The 17,339-nt window shown below is 68.7% G+C and carries 18 protein-coding genes; 8 read left to right on the top strand and 10 right to left on the bottom strand.

Annotation, left to right across the window (positions count from 1 at the left end; translation table 11 throughout):
• Positions 1–354: 354 nt before the first annotated feature.
• Positions 355–663, bottom strand: a complete 309-nt coding sequence (locus ABD154_RS08255; protein WP_211978628.1) for a cupin domain-containing protein — start codon at positions 661–663, stop codon at positions 355–357.
• Between the two features lie 137 nt (positions 664–800).
• Between ABD154_RS08255 and ABD154_RS08260 the strand changes: the two genes are divergently transcribed.
• Positions 801–1,526 carry a peroxidase-related enzyme gene (locus tag ABD154_RS08260; protein WP_211978629.1) on the top strand — a complete coding sequence of 242 codons (726 nt, stop codon included), beginning with the start codon at positions 801–803 and terminating at the stop codon, positions 1,524–1,526.
• Positions 1,523–2,731, top strand: a complete 1,209-nt coding sequence (locus tag ABD154_RS08265) for a pyridoxal phosphate-dependent aminotransferase (RefSeq protein WP_211978630.1) — start codon at positions 1,523–1,525, stop codon at positions 2,729–2,731. The genes ABD154_RS08260 and ABD154_RS08265 overlap by 4 nt, the downstream gene beginning before the upstream one ends.
• Positions 2,732–2,793: 62 nt before the next feature.
• On the opposite strand, the gene ABD154_RS08270 is transcribed toward ABD154_RS08265, so the two are convergent.
• The 3 genes from ABD154_RS08270 to ABD154_RS08280 all read right to left on the bottom strand — a co-directional run bounded on the left by ABD154_RS08270 (position 2,794) and on the right by ABD154_RS08280 (position 4,597).
• Complete coding sequence (locus ABD154_RS08270; RefSeq protein WP_140954867.1) at positions 2,794–3,153, bottom strand: ArsR/SmtB family transcription factor; 360 nt, start codon at positions 3,151–3,153, stop codon at positions 2,794–2,796.
• A 161-nt stretch (positions 3,154–3,314) separates the two neighbouring features.
• Complete coding sequence (locus ABD154_RS08275) at positions 3,315–3,575, bottom strand: hypothetical protein (protein WP_211978631.1); 261 nt, start codon at positions 3,573–3,575, stop codon at positions 3,315–3,317.
• Positions 3,572–4,597: a DMT family transporter gene (locus ABD154_RS08280; RefSeq protein WP_211978632.1), complete on the bottom strand. Its 1,026-nt coding sequence runs from the start codon at positions 4,595–4,597 to the stop codon at positions 3,572–3,574. The genes ABD154_RS08275 and ABD154_RS08280 overlap by 4 nt, the downstream gene beginning before the upstream one ends.
• On the opposite strand from ABD154_RS08280, the gene ABD154_RS08285 reads away from it, so the two are divergent.
• Positions 4,596–5,993: an aminotransferase-like domain-containing protein gene (locus tag ABD154_RS08285; RefSeq protein ID WP_211978633.1), complete on the top strand. Its 1,398-nt coding sequence runs from the start codon at positions 4,596–4,598 to the stop codon at positions 5,991–5,993. The two genes, ABD154_RS08280 and ABD154_RS08285, sit on opposite strands and share 2 nt — an antisense overlap.
• A 70-nt stretch (positions 5,994–6,063) precedes the next feature.
• On the opposite strand, the gene ABD154_RS08290 is transcribed toward ABD154_RS08285, so the two are convergent.
• The 4 genes from ABD154_RS08290 to ABD154_RS08305 all read right to left on the bottom strand — a co-directional run bounded on the left by ABD154_RS08290 (position 6,064) and on the right by ABD154_RS08305 (position 9,269).
• On the bottom strand, positions 6,064–6,819 hold the full coding sequence (locus ABD154_RS08290) for a class I SAM-dependent methyltransferase (protein ID WP_211978634.1): 756 nt from the start codon (positions 6,817–6,819) through the stop codon (positions 6,064–6,066).
• 118 nt (positions 6,820–6,937) lie between these two features.
• A complete protein-coding gene (locus tag ABD154_RS08295) occupies positions 6,938–7,927 on the bottom strand; it encodes an ABC transporter substrate-binding protein (protein WP_211978635.1) in 990 nt (329 codons plus the stop codon).
• A gap of 13 nt (positions 7,928–7,940) precedes the next feature.
• Positions 7,941–8,528, bottom strand: a complete 588-nt coding sequence (locus ABD154_RS08300; RefSeq protein WP_137826531.1) for a peptidoglycan-binding protein — start codon at positions 8,526–8,528, stop codon at positions 7,941–7,943.
• 96 nt (positions 8,529–8,624) lie between these two features.
• A complete protein-coding gene (locus ABD154_RS08305; RefSeq protein WP_211978636.1) occupies positions 8,625–9,269 on the bottom strand; it encodes a GyrI-like domain-containing protein in 645 nt (214 codons plus the stop codon).
• Between the two features lie 169 nt (positions 9,270–9,438).
• On the opposite strand from ABD154_RS08305, the gene ABD154_RS08310 reads away from it, so the two are divergent.
• The 4 genes from ABD154_RS08310 (at position 9,439) to ABD154_RS08325 (ending at position 13,520) form a co-directional block, all read left to right on the top strand.
• Positions 9,439–10,110: a HEAT repeat domain-containing protein gene (locus ABD154_RS08310; RefSeq protein WP_211978637.1), complete on the top strand. Its 672-nt coding sequence runs from the start codon at positions 9,439–9,441 to the stop codon at positions 10,108–10,110.
• Positions 10,111–10,252: 142 nt separating this feature from the next.
• Positions 10,253–11,314, top strand: a complete 1,062-nt coding sequence (locus ABD154_RS08315) for a MerR family transcriptional regulator (protein ID WP_211978638.1) — start codon at positions 10,253–10,255, stop codon at positions 11,312–11,314.
• 154 nt (positions 11,315–11,468) lie between these two features.
• Complete coding sequence (locus ABD154_RS08320) at positions 11,469–12,938, top strand: LssY C-terminal domain-containing protein (protein WP_211978639.1); 1,470 nt, start codon at positions 11,469–11,471, stop codon at positions 12,936–12,938.
• A 90-nt stretch (positions 12,939–13,028) separates the two neighbouring features.
• Positions 13,029–13,520, top strand: coding sequence for an SRPBCC family protein (locus ABD154_RS08325; protein WP_211978640.1), 492 nt, complete (start codon positions 13,029–13,031; stop codon positions 13,518–13,520).
• A gap of 49 nt (positions 13,521–13,569) precedes the next feature.
• On the opposite strand, the gene ABD154_RS08330 is transcribed toward ABD154_RS08325, so the two are convergent.
• Positions 13,570–14,235 carry a MarR family winged helix-turn-helix transcriptional regulator gene (locus ABD154_RS08330; RefSeq protein ID WP_249120987.1) on the bottom strand — a complete coding sequence of 222 codons (666 nt, stop codon included), beginning with the start codon at positions 14,233–14,235 and terminating at the stop codon, positions 13,570–13,572.
• 86 nt (positions 14,236–14,321) lie between these two features.
• Here ABD154_RS08330 and ABD154_RS08335 point away from each other — a divergent pair, with 86 nt between their 5' ends.
• A complete protein-coding gene (locus tag ABD154_RS08335; protein ID WP_211978641.1) occupies positions 14,322–15,350 on the top strand; it encodes a hypothetical protein in 1,029 nt (342 codons plus the stop codon).
• Positions 15,351–15,385: 35 nt separating this feature from the next.
• Here the strand turns inward: ABD154_RS08335 and ABD154_RS08340 are convergent, their stop codons facing one another.
• Positions 15,386–17,296 (bottom strand): acetate--CoA ligase, encoded by a 1,911-nt coding sequence (locus tag ABD154_RS08340; RefSeq protein WP_344251050.1) that lies wholly within the window; start codon positions 17,294–17,296, stop codon positions 15,386–15,388.
• Positions 17,297–17,339 lie beyond the last annotated feature (43 nt).

Here is a 17,339-nt window from a genome sequence, read left to right on the forward strand (position 1 = left end):
TGAACCCAGCCGCTACACTGGCGGCATAAACCCGGAGGTCAACCAAACCTTCAGCGGACCCGGACGTCCCCGCGTGAGGCGTTTGCGCAGACTGCCCCTCACCTTGCCCTGACGCCTCGACTCCAGGTCGTTCTGGACAGATTTTCGGCTGAATGATCTGTCCAGAATGACCTGAAGTCAGTGGGCGGCGGAGGGTCAACGGAAGGTCCGCGATTCTCCGGACGCAGAGTGTCGAATCGCGATGGAAGAATCGACACTCTGCGTCCGGGAGATCAGCTCAGGCGCGAGAGGCGCCGACGCTGAGTCGTCCCCGCCGCCCTCCAGCGACCACCAGGCGCGACCCGCCCGACCGCGTCACAGCCTTTCGACCTCGACGAAGATGACCGCCTCGTCGCTGCCCGGGTTGGAGACCTCATGTTCGGTACCGGCGGCACGCGTATAGGCGACGCCGGCTTCGAGCTCCGCTGTGAGCTCGGTGCCGTCGGCATTGCGCACGTGCATCGAGTCGGTGACCATGGGCACGACAACGTACTCGTGTTCGTGCCGGTGCATCGGGATGATCCCGCCGGGCTCGATCGTCCACTTCGTCACCCGGAACACTCCGTTGTCGAGCTGCACCTCCCCGGTCGCCCCGGTGTCCGCTGCTGCGTCATCTGTGCTCATCGTCCCGACTCCTTCGTTGGTGGTGCGCGCCAGAGGGCTGGACCACAGCGATGTCTCAGCGGGAACTGCTCCGGTAGAGCCTGCGGCCATCCGCCCACCCTAAGCCGACTGCTGCGGCGACGGCTAGCATGTGCACTATGCGATACCCCATGGCTGACATCGCCGAGGTCGACGACGACATCCGCGAGCACATCCTTGCCGTGTCCGAGAAGACGGGATTCGTCCCCAACGTCTTCCTCTCACTGGCCCGTCGCCCCGACGAGTTCCGCGCGTTCTTCGCCTACTACGACGCCCTCATGGAGAAGGAGACGGGGAACCTCACGAAGGCCGATCGCGAGATGATCGTGACAGCCACCTCGGCGGCCAATCACTGTCTCTACTGCGTCGTCGCCCATGGTGCGGTGCTGCGGATCTACGCGAAGGACCCGTTCGTCGCCGACCAGGTCGCCGTCGACTACGCCCACGCAGACATCACCGACCGGCAGAAGGCGATGCTCGACTTCGCGATGACGGTTGCGCAGGCGCCGTGGACGATCACCGAGGAGGACCACGCCGCCTTGGCCGCCCACGGTTTCGACGCGGAGGACGCGTGGGACATCGCCGCGATCACCGGCTTCTTCGGTCTGTCGAACCGGATGGCCCACATCGCCGGCATGCGCCCGAACCCCGAATTCCACCTCATGGGCCGGACCCCGCGGGAGAAGGGGAGCACCGAGGCGACGGCCGCCTTCGACACGGCCGGTTCGAGGGAGCCGGCGGACACGGATGCTCCCGCACCGACCGAGACAGCGCGTCAGCCCAGCGAATCGACTGCCACCCGTCCGCCGACGACCCCGACCCCGAAGGAAGCGAACCGACGATGACCATCGACCACACGCCGAGCCTCCACGTCTCCGAACGCGCCGGCCGCGTCCGTCCCTTCGCTGCGATGAACATCGTCGCCAAGGTCCAGCAGATGCAGCGGGAGGGACGCGACGCGATCGCGATGTGCCTCGGCGAACCGACACAGGGAGCCCCGAGCCCGGTCAAACGGCGGGCGGCCGAGGCGCTGACCGACGGCACGAACCTCGGCTACTCGGCGATCTTCGGCATCCCCGACCTGAGGGAGGCGATCGCCGGCCACTACCAGGACTGGTACGGCGTCGACATCCCGATCGAGCGGATCCAGGTGACGACGGGATCCTCCGGCGCCTTCCAGACGGTGTTCCTCACGTGCTTCGACGTCGGTGACAGGGTGGCCGTGGCCCGCCCCGGCTACGGCGCGTACAAGAACATCCTCGCCGCCCTCGGCGCTGACATCGTCGAACTCGACTGCGGTGCCGACCACGGCTACCAGCCGACCGTCGACCTCCTCGAACAGGCCCACGCCGAGGCGCCGCTGGCCGGCCTCATGCTCGCCTCGCCCGCGAATCCGACGGGGACGATGATCGGGGCCGACCACCTCGGCGAGCTCATCAGCTGGTGCCGCGACCACGACGTCCAGGTGATCTCCGACGAGATCTACCACGGCATCAGCTACATCGGCACGCCCGGCGAGACCGCACTCGCCCACGACGACGAGGCGATCGTCATCTCCTCGTTCTCGAAGTACTGGGCAATGACAGGGTGGCGGCTGGGCTGGGCGATCCTGCCCGAGCGCCTCGTCACGGCCGCGACGAACGTCACCGGCAACCTCGCCCTGTGCGCTCCGGCCCCCGCCCAGTACGCCGCCCTGGCCGCTTTCGACCCCGAGTCCTATGCCGAGTGCGAGGCCGCTGTCGCCTCGTTCGCCCGCGCCCGGGACCACGTCCTCGCCGCGACCGATGACCTCGGGTTCACCGATATGGCCCCGCCCGACGGCGCGTTCTACATGTATGCGCGCATCGACGACATCCTCGCCCGCTCGGACGGCCGGTTCGCGACGGCGACCGACTGGTGCGAGGACATCCTCCAGGCCACGGGCGTCGCCTTCGCCCCGGGTGACGACTTCGATTCCGTGGACGGATGGCGATCCGTGCGCCTGTCCCTGGCCGTCGGTGCCGACCGGACCGCAGAGGCGCTCGACCGGGTCCTCGACCACCTCAGCTGAGGGTCGGCGCGGGCCCTGCGGGTCCGGGTGAGGGCTCAGGTCTCACGCGACCGGACAGCAGCTCAGTGCTCGTGGCCCTCGACGGTGTGGGCGATGGCGTCGAGGATGATGTGGGCGACGTGGTCGTCCTTGAGCGAGTAGTACGCCTCCCGGCCGACGCGGTTGACCCCGACGAGGTGGAGCCCGCGGAGGAACTTGAGGTGCTGGGACACGAGCGGCTGCGACAGCCCCGTCGAGTCGACGATGTGCGTCACCGTCGCCTCGCCGTGCGCGAGGACGAGGAGCATCTTCAGCCGGGACGGAGTCGCGAGCGCCTTGAAGAGATCGGCGGTCTCGGAGATCGCCTCGAGGTTGCCCTCGGGATCGCGCAGCAGGGCCTCGACGTCGGCGTTGACCGGGACGGAATCAGAGGAGGCAGCCATGGACTGAGATTACCGCAACAGCTGTGCGGTCCCTCAACCGAGGCGACGCTCGCCGAGGCGGTCGTCCCCGCAGCGCCACCGGCACGGTCCAGCTCGGCGAGGAGGTCGTCCCCGCCGCTCCGCCGGCCATGCCCAGCTCGCCGAGGTGGTCGTCCGACCCGTCACCCGTTCCCATCGTCCTCGGCGTCGGGATCCTCCGGTCGGCGAGGGGAAGGGGTGTCTCCCGTGATGCGCGTGCCGTCGGCTGCCGTCAGCGTGGAGAGCGGGCCCGCCGCTGCGAGGACGCGCGCACTCCGCACAACGGTGCCGATGAGTGTCGCGGCATCGAGGCACCGCATCGGCAGCCGGTCATGCGGGGGACAGGCGAGTCGCCCGATCGTGAAGATGACGACCGTGACCCCGAGGACGATGACGGCGATCATGAGCGCAGCCTCGTGCGCACCGTGAGTGCGGCACTGGCGATGACCGCGGTGCCGCAGAGGATCGTCGGCACGTCGAGGTGCTCGCCGAGGAGAAGGGCCGCCCACGCGATCGACATGACCGGCTGGACGAGTTGGATCTGGGAGACCTGCGCCATCGGGCCGATCGCCAGCCCTCGGTACCACGCGAAGAAGCCGAGGAACATGCTGATCACGCACAGGTAGGCGAATGATGCCCACTGCCCGACGGTGCCGGTGGGCGGCTGTGCGACGATCGCAATGATCGTCAGGGTGAGTGTCACCGGGGCCGAGAGGACGAGTGCCCACGAGATCGTCTGCCAGGCCCCGAGTTCACGTGCGAGCACACCGCCTTCGGCGTAGCCGATCGCTGCGGCGCAGACGGCGGCGAAGAGGAGGAGATCGGCGGGCTGGATGCCGCCGAGACCCGCGCCCTGAACGACTGCGAAGACGACGGCGAGGACGGCGCTCAGGCCTGCCAGCATCCAGAACAGCGGGCTCGTCCGCTCCTTCGTGCGCAGCACAGCCGCAGCGGCCGTGGCGGCGGGCAGCAGGGCGATGACGACCGCACCGTGGCTGGCCGGTGTCTGGGTGAGCGCATAGGAGGTGAGGAGGGGGAAGCCGAGGACGACGCCTCCGGCGACGACGAGCAGACGCAGGCCCTGGGACACGCCCGGTCGGGGGAGCGTCGGCACCTGCGCTGGCCACGCTCCCGACCCGTCGGCGGCGGACGTTTCGGAGCGGTGTGCGCGGATCGATGAGTCGCCTCGGCGGGTTCGCCTCCAGGCGATGAGGAGGAGCAGGCCGGCGAGAACGGAGGCGACGGCGGCGCGACCGGCACCGATGAACAGCGGGGACAGGGTCCCGGGTTCCGCGGCAATGCGGGTGAGCGGCACGGTGAAGGAGAACGCGGTGACGCCGAGCAGGCCCCACAGGAGTCCCGGCCCCGCAGACCCGGTGTGTAGCGGTTGGTCGCTGAGATCAGTAGCGCTATTATTGTCCTTCATGCAACACGATAGCAGTTCGCGGATCGCCGCGGAACTCTCCCGGTGGGTCGCTGACGCCTCAGCCGGTGATCGGCTGCCGTCGTCGCGGGAGCTTGTCCGGCAGTACGAGGCCTCGCCCGTGACGGTGCAGAAGGCGCTGGCGAGCCTCGCCCGCCGAGGCCTCGTCGAGTCGCGACCGGGCGTGGGAACGTTCGTGCGCGGTCACCGATCGTTCGCGGCACCGGACCTCAGCTGGCAGACGGGGACGCTCGGACCGCGGGACTATGTCCCGGCCACTGCCGCACCGCTGCGGGACTCGAGCCAGGACCAGTTCGCCCTCAACGACGGCTATCCGGAGGCGGGTCTGCTGCCGCGCACTCTCGTCCGCGCCGCCTTCGGTCGCGCGTCGCGGTCGGAGGACGCTCTGCGCCGGGGCCCGTCTGCGGGGCTGCCCGACCTGCAGGCCTGGTTCGCCGCGGAGGTCTCGGACAACGGCGCCGCCTCACCGCCGAGTGCCGCGGACGTGACGATCGTGCCCGGCAGCCAGACCGGGCTCGGGTCGATCCTGCGGTCGCTCGTCGGGGCCGGAGGCCCGCTCGTCGTCGAATCGCCCACCTATTGGGGACTCATCACCGCAGCCCGCCGGTCCGGTGTCACTCTCGTGCCGGTGCCGACGGGACCGAGCGGACCCGACCCGGAGGTCGTCGCCGAGGCACTCGAGCGGACGGGCGCCACCGCGTTCTACGCCCAGCCGAACTTCACGAATCCGACCGGCGTCCAGTGGTCGCCGGAACTGCGGGCACGCGTCCTCGAGGTCGTCGCCGACCGCCGGGCGTTCCTCATCGAGGACGACTGGGCCCACGACTTCGGGATCGATGCGGCGTCGGTCCCGCTCATCGGCGATGACGCGAACGGCCACATCGTCTACGTGCGGTCGCTGACGAAGAGCGTGTCCCCGGCAGTGCGGGTGGCCGCCGTCATCGCACGCGGCCCCGCACGCGATCGCATCCGCGCCGATGTGCAGGCCGAATCGATGTACGTCAGTCCGCTCCTCCAGGCCGCCGCCCTCGATGTCGTCACCCGCCCGGCGTGGCGCACGCATGTCCGCGACCTCGGCCGCCGCCTCGGTGAGCGGCGGGATGCGCTGCTCGCGGCCATCCGCACCGAAGCGGACCGGATCGCGGTCGACCATGTGCCGCAGGGTGGGCTGAATGTCTGGGGCCGACTGCCGGAGGGAAGCGATGTGGGATCATTCGTCGCCGAGGCGGCCGCGCGCGGTGTGCTCGTCACCGGCGGCACCGAGCTCTTCCCCGCCGAGGCCTCGGCGCCCTACGTCAGGCTCAACTTCGCCGGCCCGAATCCGGAAGGCTACCGCGAGGCGATGGGCCGCCTCGGCGAGGTTCTTGGTCGGGACTGAGCGGCCCCGGATGGACGACAGGTCGGGACGTGCGACAGTCAGGGCGCGGACTCTGCCGGGGGTCTGCGTCTCAGCGCCGTGCGGCTGCGAAGAGCTCGGTGCGGTAGGGCACCGCGACGATGCCGTCGACGGAGCAGTCGTCTGCGAGAGTGCGAACGTCGGCGAGGAAGCTCGGGCCCTGGGCGGCAACGGCGCGTTGGGCCTGAGTTGAGCTCGCCGACATGCCGACGAAGTCGTCGACCGTCATCGTCCGCTCCCAGTCTGAGACGGTGGTGACGACGTCAGGGAGCGCGATGTCGAGACCTGAAGCGAGTTCGCCTGCGATGTCGATGGTGCGGTAGTCGCGCGTGTATCCGGGGCTGTGTGCTTCGAGCAGGCCCTCGTAGGCGTCGAGGAACGCGCTCGCGGCGTGATTGCGGTTGTTCTGGATGATGACGACCCGACCTCCGGGCCGCAGCGCACCCTGCGCGGCATGGAGAAATGCCGGCCGGTCGAACCACTGGTAGGCCTGCGCTGCCATGACGACGTCGACATCGGCAAGCGCGGGAAGGTGGTCCTCCCCGCGTCCCTGCAGCCAGGTCACCATGGGAAACTTCCGTCGTCCGGCCTCGATCATGTCTCCCGACGGTTCGATGGCGACGACGTCGGGAGCGGTCAGCGTGGGCAGAGCCCACTCCAAGCCGATTCCCGAGCCGGAGCCCACGTCAACGAGCCGCGCACCCTCCCGCAGGCCGTCGAATGCCACCTCGGCGAGGTCGGCCGGGTAGCGAGGGCGGTGCTTGTCATAGTCGTCGGCGAGGCCGTCGAATTTCGCGCGCTCGGGCATGGTGCTCCTGAGGGGTCCACGGTGACTGGGTCACTGTGAACCCTACAGGGCCGCCTCGGCGAGGTTCTTGGTCGGGACTGACCGGCCCCGGAACCGTGACGGTCAGGGTGAAGAGCGCCTATGCCTCGCCCTGTTCGGCCGTGCCGATGGCGTCGGGAAGGTCATCGAGCAGCCATGGGTAGCTCAGGGGCGAGAGGTTCGTCAGGGCGGTGAACTCATCGTCGTCGAGGATCGCGTAGTGCTTGCCGCGGATGACCTTGACCTCGCGATAGAACGGGTCGGCGAGGTCGGCCTTGTCGAACAGGCCCTCGCCCGTATCGGGGAAGTGGATGAAGAGGACATCGGCGTCGAGGCGGTCGACCTGGGACTTCTTCACCTCGTGCTCATCCGCGGTGTACTCCTTCGCCGAGGTGGACGGCAGCAGCCCGAGACCGGTGAAGAAGCTGTCGTCGCTGCCGTCGTAGGAGAGGTAGTCGACCGAGGACTTCTCGACGTTCGCGAACGTGTAGGTGGTGTCCTCGAACTCGAGGTGGCTTGCGGCGATGTCCTCGGCGGTCGCGGCGATGCCATCGACGACCGTCTTCGCCTCATCCGCCCGGTCGAGAGCCGTGGCGACGGCGGCGGTACGATCGGTCCATGTGGCATCCGGCGCCGAGGCGACGACGGGGGCGATCTGCGACAGCGCGTCGTAGTCCGCCTCGGCGGAGTCGAGGCCGGTGGCGAGGATGACGTCGGGAGCGGCCTTCTTCAGGGCGTCGAGGTCGGGCCCGTCGGCGGCGTTGTAGGTGGCCGGGGCGTCGAGCCCCTTGTCCGTGAGCGCAGCGGCAGCCCAGGGGGAGAGGCCGCCGTCGACCGCGGTGTCGGCGGCCGGCGCGAGGACGGGATCGACGCCGAGGGACAGAGCGATGTCGAGGTCGACGGGGCTGGTCACGGCGACCGTCGTCGGCTGCTCGGCGATCTCGGCGGTGCCGTAGGGCGAATCGATCGTCTGCGGATAGCTGCCGCGGGCCTGGTCATCGGCGGGGCCGGGCAGGATCGAGCAGCCGCTGACGAGCAGGGCTGCGATGGTGGCAGAGGCGATGGCGGGGAATGCGGTGCTGAGTTTCACCCGGCCAGTGTAGTCAGGGCAGCGCTTCGACGTCCGTCTGGGTGCCGATGAGGTCGTCGGCGAGGGTCTCCCACTGGCCGTACGCATCCGGGTAGGCCGACCGCTGCACGGCCTGTGCCGCCTCGGTGGGCGTCATCCGATGCCAGTTCTCGATCTGGTCGAGGCCCGGGTTGTGGACCTCGGGATTGATGCCGTAGAACGACTTCGTCGCGAAGACGCGGTCGGTGAGTTCGCTCGGCTCGCCCCAGCCCTGTGAGGGCCGCTGCTGGAAGAGCCCGACGGAATCGCGGTCGCCGTAGTCGATGTTGCGCAGCGAGGACTCCTGGAGCGCGGTCATGAGTGCGATCCGGATCGCCTCGTCGTCGAAGCCGCCGCCGCGACCGACGGCGATGATGAGGCGGGCATTGTCGATCTGCTGCTGGTTGAGCTGCTGGACGGAGGACATCTGCATCTGCCTGATGGTCGTCGAGCCGAAGGACACGGGCGCGTTGATGATGACGACAGCGGCGATCGCCAGCGCCGCCGCTGCTGCTCCGAGGCCGATCAGGGCACCGACGAGCGGGGACCGGCGTCCCTTGCGGTGTCGAGTCTGTCGAGGCATGAATATAACGATAATGCAACAAACTTAAGGGCCAATGTGACCACGCCGTGGTTTTTGTCACAGGAAGGTCACGAAACCCTCGATGCGGGAGTGATCTCAGCGGCGCACGGGTGGGTGTCGTTCGGATCGGCGGCGCACGGGCTGGCGGAGGATCGTACGCAGTCGCTCCGGCGCCGTCCGCCGAAAGTCGCTGAGGTAGATCTCATGATGCTTGCCGGTCATCGTCAGGCCGGCGTCGGGGATGACCTCGTCGTGGAGGCGGGCGAGCACCTCGGCCTCGGCGTCGAAGGGCCCGATGTGGAGCGTCTGGACGCACGTCCCCTCGTCGAGGGTCTCGAACCGGACGTCGCGCAGTCGCGGGGGAGCGCTCTTCCGCTCGACCGCCTCGGCGACCTCTTCGACCTGCGGGCGATCGAGCCAGTCGGGAACGAGGAGCATGAGGGTGAAGTCCCACGCGGACTTGTCCCGGGCCGTGGTGAAGGCGCTCATGTCCGCGGCCCACCACAGTCCCTCGAGCGGGGGGACGATGTAGTCGCGGCCGAGCTCGCGCTTGCTGAAGAACTTCAGCGCATACGCCAGCGGGTAGAGGGATTCGACCGCCGAGGTGAACTCGGGCGAGCTGTTCGGGTCGCCGTGGCCGGTGATCATGAGGTAGGCCCGCGGCGGCACCTCGATGACGTCGAATTCGCCGTGGCGGGCGCGATAGCTCGGCAGGGTCTTCTTGAGATCGATCTTGTCCACGGGCTGCTCCTGTGCGGAAGTGCGGGCGACCGTCTGAGGCGGAGATGGTGGGGCGATGCCCTCTGATTCTAAGCCGGGGTCGACATCGGGCGGCGCACTGCGGTCGCGCCGGAGCTTGACCTTGACACGCTGTCAGGGTCTTGAGTGGGGAGTGAAGGAGGTGGATGACATGACCAGACAACCGACCCATCCACAGCTCACCCGGGCGCTGCGCTCGGGCCCTGCGCAGCAGCGACTGCAGGCCGCGCTCGCCATCGGCACCGAGGCGGACGACTGCTTCCTCGACGTCCTCCTCGAACGCAGTCGCATCGAGCCCGACTTCTTCGTCCGCGACATGCTCACGTGGGCCCTGACGCGCCTGTCGCCCCACCTCGTCGTCGCCCGGCTCATCGCCGAACTCGAGTCGGAGACCCCGCAGGCCCGGAGCCAGGCCCTGCACACGCTGTCGAAGATCGGGGACCGCCGTGCCTGGGCGGCGATGGATCCGGCCGTCATCGGTGTCGATCTCATCGCTCATCCCGACGCCGTGGTGGCCCGCAGTGCATGGAGGTCCGCGGTTGCGCTGGTGCCGGGTGAGAGTCGGCACGAGCTCGCATCGTTCCTGGTCACGCAGTTGGGGCGCGGTGATGTCGAGATGCAGAAGAGCCTGAGCAGGGCGCTGGTGTCCCTGGGCGAGGATGTCGTGTCAGTGGTGGATGGCAGTGTGGAGGCAGAGGAAGAAACAGTGCGGGCACACGCTCTGGCGACGGTCGAGATGTTCCATGACCCCGACGCCGGTTTCGCTCACGCCTTGAACGAGGCCAAGCGGGTGGTCGCACTGGGGTCCGAGGCGTCGGCATAGACCGGTTTTGGGAAGGGTCGGTCACCTGCGGGCGATACTGTGTGGGGCAAGCACGGTGTCGCCCGCGGTGCCGGCGGCTCGGACTCCTTCCTCATGAGCCCGGCGGCCGCGAGCCCGTGTCTGAGGGGAAAGCGAGGTGCGGATGCGCATCGGTGAGGTGTCCCGGAGGTCGGGAGTGAGCGCTCGCATGCTCAGACACTACGAATCGCTCGGACTGCTCGCCCCGAGTGAGCGGACGTCGAGCGGCTACCGCGACTACTCCGCTGCCGACATCGGCCGCATCTTCCACATCGAGGGACTGCGGAAGCTGGGGATGTCGCTGTCCGACGTCGGCACAGTCCTCGACGATCCCTCGTTCGGCGCCGGAGAGCTCGTCACCCGGCTCATCGCGGCGACGCGGTCCCGGATCGCCGCGGAGCAGGCCCTCCTCGACCATCTCGAGCGGATCGACCGGGTCGGTCTCACCGATGGCGACGGTCTGCTGGCGGCGATCGACCTCATGCGCTCGCTCGAATCCCGTGATGCCATCCAGCGCCACAAGGCCGCGCTCGGCGTCGGGGTCGACGGGGGAGCGCCCGTCGAGACCCTGGTCGCGGCGGTCCTCGACGAGTCCGTGCTCAATGTCGCCGGAGCCATGCGATGGGCGCTCGCGCAGTCGGGTCCCGAGGCCGTCCCGCACCTCATCGGCGGTCTCGACTCAGCCGATCCTGCCGTGCGGCGCAACGCCGTCCGCGCGCTCGACGAGATCGCGAGGACCACCTCGGCGGACGACCTCGGCACGGTCATCGCCGATGACCTCGTTGCGGCACTGCGCTCCGGCCTGGGCGACGACGACTCGCAGGTGAGGACTCTCGCGACTCTCGCCCTGGGCCGGCAGCGCGACCCGATCGTCGCGTCCGCGCTCATGGACATGGCGATGGGCGGCGACACCGACGTCGAGGCGGCCGAACTCCTCGGCGGCTACTACGGCGAGGACAGCCACGACTCGCGGAGCGCGCCGGGCTCGGTGACCGGTTGGATCCTCGTCGAGCTGCATGAGCGCAGCGAATCCCACGACCCGCATGAGCGCTTCCAGGTCCTCCAAGTGCTCCTCGAGATCCCGGGGCCGCTCAGCGACGGCCTCATCGCGCGCTTGAGCGAGGACATCGACCCGCGCATCGCGGCGACAGCCGCAGCGGGTCTGCGCCGGCGTCGCACACAGTGAGGTCGAGTGAGCCGGGCGGTCGGGATCGCACACAGCGGCAGCGAACAGCGCGCCGACCGGCTGCGGGACGCACAGCGGGACGGCGAGTCACCTCGGCGTCATTTGTATGCTGCCTTGTCTCCCGCAACGGCCATGCGCTCACTACAATTGGCCCATGACGTCACACACCGCGGCACCGGATCCCACGCCCGGAACCCCCGACAGCAATGATCGGGGCAGGCGTCGGCAGGCGTTCACCTTCCGCCGCACCCGGCACACCGTCACCGGCGTCCTCGACTACTTCTTCTTCCTCTTCGGCGGCGCCGCCTCGACGTTCCTCGCCATCCTCATCCTCATCAAGGGCTTCACCCTGGGATGGTGGCAGCTGCTCACCCTGCTCGTCTTCTGGGTCGTCATCTCCTACCTCACCCTGCCCCGGCTGCACCGGATCCTCACGCAGATCTACGTCCCCAACTACTTCATCGGGCGGGCGCGGACGTCCGACGGACTGCTCGGCGACCCCGTCAATCTCGCGTTCAAGGGGGAGGAGGCGCAGATCCATCACGCGATGAAAGCGGCCGGGTGGACCCTCGCCGACGAGATCACCGCCGCCTCGACGTGGGGCATCATCAAGTCGACGCTGACGAAGAAGAGCTATCCGGAGGCCCCGGTCTCCCCTCTGCTCCTCTTCGGCCGGAGGCAGGACTTCGCCTATCAGCAGGAGGTCGACGGCGATCCGGGTCAGCGGCACCACGTCCGCTTCTGGAAGACGCCCAAGGGGTGGCTGCTGCCCGGCGGATACGAGGTCGGCTGGCTCGCCGCGGGCACGTATGACAAGAGCGTCGGTCTCTCGCTCTTCACCCTGCAGATCACCCACAAGATCGAAGAGAACACCGACGTCGAACGCGACTACATCGTCAAGACCGTGACCGAGGCCGAACCGTCGGTGACCGTCGACGTCATCAAGGACTTCTCCACCGGATACCACTCGCGCAACGGCGGCGGCGACGCGATCATCACCGACGGCAATCTGCCCATCCTCGATGTCGACAGCGTCACGACCGATTCCTCCGACTACCCCGATCGGCTCGATCTCGCGCTCGACGCCACGCAGATCTACAACCAGTCGCACACGGTCTCCGACGTCGCCCGGACGCTGTGGAGCAAGCGCCCGCTGCAGACCCTCATCGGCGCCGCCCTCGTCCTCGTGCTCCTCATCTTCCAGGCCTGGGACGTCGCGAGCACCTTCACCGACTGGGGGAGCGTGCGCGCAGCGGTCGCCAGCGTCGAGGGCGATGCCGGCGGACTCTCCGACGAGGAGGTCGCCCGGATCGTCGCCGGCATCCTCATCGGGATCAGCCTGCTCATCGGCATCATCCAGGTCATCGCGAGCATCGCCGTCTTCCGCGGCAGCAACCGTGCCCGGCTGTGGATCCTCGCGCTGTCGACGTTCTCCGTCATCGTCTCGATGACGAACTTCTTCACCGGCGACAGCGACGTCGAGACGAACTTCTACTCGCTCATGACGATCGCCCTGCAGGTCGGTGTCCTGCTCACGCTCTCCAGCGACTCCTCACGTCTCTTCACCCGCTTCAGCACCGAGGCGGCCAGAGCCGACCGGCAGGACCGCGCGATCGAGGACTGAGGTGACGCCGCGTCCGAGGTCTGAGGTGACGCCGCGGAGTAGTCTGAAAGCGGCTGCCGCAGCGGCAGACTCAACGACGAGAGGACGCCCATGACCGATTCCCCGACACCCGCCGACGACTCCGTCTTCGACACGATCGACCCCGCGCTCAAGGTCGTCACCGCAGAGATCACCATCGACGCCCCCGTGGCCGAGGTCTTCGAACTCATCGCCGATCCCGCCCAGCAGCCGGAATGGGACGGCAACGACAACCTCGGCGAGGCGGCGCCCGGCCAGCGCATCACCGGCACCGGGGGCACGTTCATCACGACGCTGACGAAGGGCGTCGATCGGGAGAACCACGTCGTCGACTTCGAGGAGGGGCGGCGGATCGCGTGGAAGCCCGCCGAGGTGGGTCAGCCGATGCTCGGGCATGTCTGGAGATGGGAGCTCGAACCGGCAGGGGAGGGGGCGGTGCTCGTGCGCCATACCTACGACTGGACGGAGCTGCGCGACCCGCAGCGGCTGCCGCGGGCGCAGTCGACGACGGCGGACAGCCTGCGTGCCTCGCTCGAGAGGCTCAAGGCCCTCGCCGAGGCGTGACCGGGCTGGGGTGCTCGCTGAGCCGTGAGCTCGCCTGGCCGAGGCGATCCTATTTCGGCCAGGCGTCGGCGAGGCGGGTGAGGAGGTTCGCGAGAGTCTCCTTCTCCTCGTCGGTGAACGAGTCGAGGGCGACATCGACGCTGGCCTTCTGCGCGCCGAGGAAGCGGTTCGTGATCGCCCGGCCCTTGTCGGTGAGCGCGATGAGCGTGCGCCTGGCGTCGTCGGGATCGGCCTCCCTGCGCAGGAGGTCGAGTTCGACGCCCTGCGCGACGAGGCGCGAAGCGCGAGGCTGATCGACGCCGATCGCCTCGCCGAGAGCGCTGACGCCGATCGCATGCCCCACCTGGGCGAGTGCGATGAGCAGACGCAGCTGGGCGCGTCCGCCGAGGCGACCTCCCAGGCGGCGTGCCCACTCCCGCCACTCGTCGCGTCCGACGGTCTCCCCGTGACTGTGGCCGTCCGTGTCGGTGAAGTGGCTGCCGAATGGTCCGTCCTTGCCGAAGGGGCCGCTGTCACCGAACGGACCGCCGTCGCCGAAGGGGCCGTTCTCGCCGAAGAGCCCGTCCTTGCCGAACGGTCCGCCGTGCTGTCGGCCGTGGCGGCCCCCGGGACCTCCCGAGCGTCCGCCGGGTCCGCCGGGTCCCGCGAATCCGCGGAAGCCGCGCCTCCACTGGAGCTTGGTGAGCGCCTCGGCGATCTTGTCGGTGGTGTCCATGCCTCGATTTTACATGTCCCTTGACATGCTTTGGGAATACATGTGACTATACATATACATGTCAGATAACAAGTAAAGGAGATGACATGTCCACCCCACACAACTTTGACAATGACAATGACCGTGACGACCGCAGTGACGACCGCCGCGACGCCGACGGCACCGAGGCGGCGGGCACCGACCGTGACAACCGCAGCGAGACCGACGGCACCGAGGCTGCGGGCACTGACCGTGCGCGTGGTGAGGCCGACTCGTCCGGAGCGAACGCTGCCGAGCCCGTTGAGGCGAACGTCGTCGACGGCACGGGCGTCGACGGTACAGATGTCGACAGCACAGGCACAGACGCCGGCGACCGGCCCATCGACCATGAGGTGAGCGACGATGCGCCGCAGCTCGCCGATCTTCTTCGTCAGGTCGGCAGAACCCTGCGTCGGGACTTCTTCTCGGCGATGGACGATGCCGACATCGATCCGCGCGAGGTCGCGGATCTGCGGCGGCGAGCGCGCCGCAATCGGCGCACTGACGACGTCGTGGCCGGTGATGCCTGGCTCGATGATGCCGCGGAGGACGAGTCCGCTGATGAGGCCACCCGTGAAGCCGAGATCCGTGCCCAGGTCCGCGCGCTGCGTGACCGTGTCAATGCGCGCGTCGAGGAGGTTCTCAGTGATGACGAGGTCGCAGCCATGATCGCGACGCTGACGAAGATCGTCGACGAACTCCGTCCCGACGAGGAGGACATCCGCGAGGTCCGCGACCGCATGCGCGAGTTCGCCCGCCGCCGAGGTTTCGACTCCTCGCGCGGCTTCGACCCCTCACGGGGCTTCGGGCCGAGCCGCGGTTTCGGCGGCCACGGTCGGCGCAGCCGTGGAGGCCACGACGGGTTCGGACCCGGTGCGGACCGCAGCCGTTCGGGTGACCGTAGCGGACCGCGCGGACGCGGACGCTCCGATTCCGGCTGCGGCCCCGACGTCGACTGGGACCCCCGCGAGTTCTTCGCGCAGTTCGTCCGCGGCGCGCGAGGCGATCGCGGTCGAGGACGCGACGATGCCTACGAGCGGGGATTCGCCGACGGTTTCGAGAAGGGCTTCGAGGCCGGCAAGCGTCGCGACGACTGACCTCGCCGAGCCACCGACAGCCCCGGCGCCTTCCATCAGCTGCGGCGCAGCACGGCCTCGAGGTCGTCGAGCACGGTGCGGTCCTCGATCGTCGAGGGCACCGCGGGGTTCTCGGCGCCGTCGGCCATCTCGCGCATCGTCTTGCGCAGGATCTTGCCCGACCTGGTCTTCGGCAGCGCAGAGACGATGTCGACCTCGCGGAATGCGGCAACCGGCCCGATCTCCCGGCGCACCATCGCGACGAGCTCGTCTTTGATCGCCTCCGCATCGACCGCCTCGGCGGAATCACCGAGGACGACGAGCGCCCGCGGACTCTGCCCCTTCGTGTCATCGTGGACGCCGATGACCGCCGCCTCGGTGACGGCCGGGTGGGAGGCGATGACGGCCTCCATCACTCCGGTCGAGAGCCGGTGGCCGGCGACGTTGATGACATCGTCGGTGCGGCCCATGACGAAGACGTACCCGTCCTCGTCGAGGTAGCCGGAGTCGCCGGTGAGGTAGTAGCCGTCGAACGCGGCGAGGTACGAGGAGACGAACCGCGAATCGTCGCCCCACACCGTCGCCATCGTCCCCGGTGGCAGGGGCAGCTTCATGACGATGAGCCCCTCCTGGCCCGCGGGCACCGGGGCGCCGCCGGGGTCGACGACCTCGATCTGATAGCCGGGCACGGGTTTCGTCGGGGACCCCGGCTTGAGGGGGAACTGCGTGAGGCCGAGCGGATTCGCCGCGATCGGCCACCCCGTCTCCGTCTGCCACCAGTTGTCGACGACGGGGATGTCACGACCGGTCGCCTCGGCGAGCTTCGACGTCGTCCATTCGTACGTGTCCGGGTCGAGCCGCTCACCGGCGAGGAACGACGCCCTCAGGGAGGAGAGGTCGTACTTCCTCATCAGCGCCCCGTCGGGATCCTCCTTGCGGACGACGCGCATCGCCGTCGGCGCCGTGAAGTGGACGTTGACGTCGTGGTCGTCGATGATGCGGAAGAACGTGCCCGCGTCCGGGGTGCCGATCGGCTTGCCCTCGAAGAGCACCGAGGTGACCCCGGCGAGCAGCGGGCCGTAGACGATGTAGGAGTGCCCGACGACCCACCCGACGTCCGAGGCGGTGAACATCGTGTCGCCGGGCTCGAGGCCGAAGATGTTCGGCATCGAGTAGGCCAGGGCGACCGCGTAGCCGCCGGAGTCGCGGACGATGCCCTTGGGCTTGCCCGTCGTGCCCGAGGTGTAGAGGACGTAGAGCTCGTCGGTCGACTTCACGGTCACCGGGTCGATGCCCTCGGGGGTGGCGGCCAGGAGCTCGGCGTAGTCGAGGTCGGTCTCACCCATCTCGGCCTGATGTTCGGGACGCTGGACGATGACGGTGAACTCGGGTTTCGCCTCGGCGAGGGTGATCGCCTCATCGAGCATCGGCTTGTATTCGAGGACGCGGCCGCGCTCGACGCCCGCCGAGGTGGAGATCACCGCCTTCGGCGCGGTGTCGTCGATGCGCACGGCGAGTTCGGCCGGGGCGAACCCGCCGAAGACGACGGAGTGGATCGCACCGAGGCGCGCGCACGCGAGCATGGCGACGGCCGCCTCGGGGATCATCGGCATATAGATGACGACCCGGTCGCCCTTCTCCACGCCGCGGTCGGAGAGGGCGCGCGCGAAGCGGGAGACCTCGTCGAGCAGCTGCGCGTACGTGATCGTGCGGACGGTGTCGGTGACGGGCGAGTCGTAGATGATCGCAGCCTGATCGCCGCGGCCGGCGGCGACGTGGCGGTCGAGCGCGTTGTAGGCGACGTTGAGTTCGCCGTCGGGGAACCAGCGGTAGATCGGGGCGTTCGAGTCGTCGACGGCCTCGGTCGGCTCCTTCACCCAGTCGATGAGCTCCTTGGCCTGCGTGAGCCAGAAGGCGCCCGGGTCCTGCGAGATCTCTGCGATGACGTCATCGTATTTCGCGTTCATGTCCCCATTGTGACGCATGGCACATCCCGACGCCGAGGTGGGG

Origin of the sequence: Brevibacterium sanguinis, assembly GCF_039528855.1 — a bacterium.
Lineage (GTDB): Bacteria > Actinomycetota > Actinomycetes > Actinomycetales > Brevibacteriaceae > Brevibacterium > Brevibacterium sanguinis.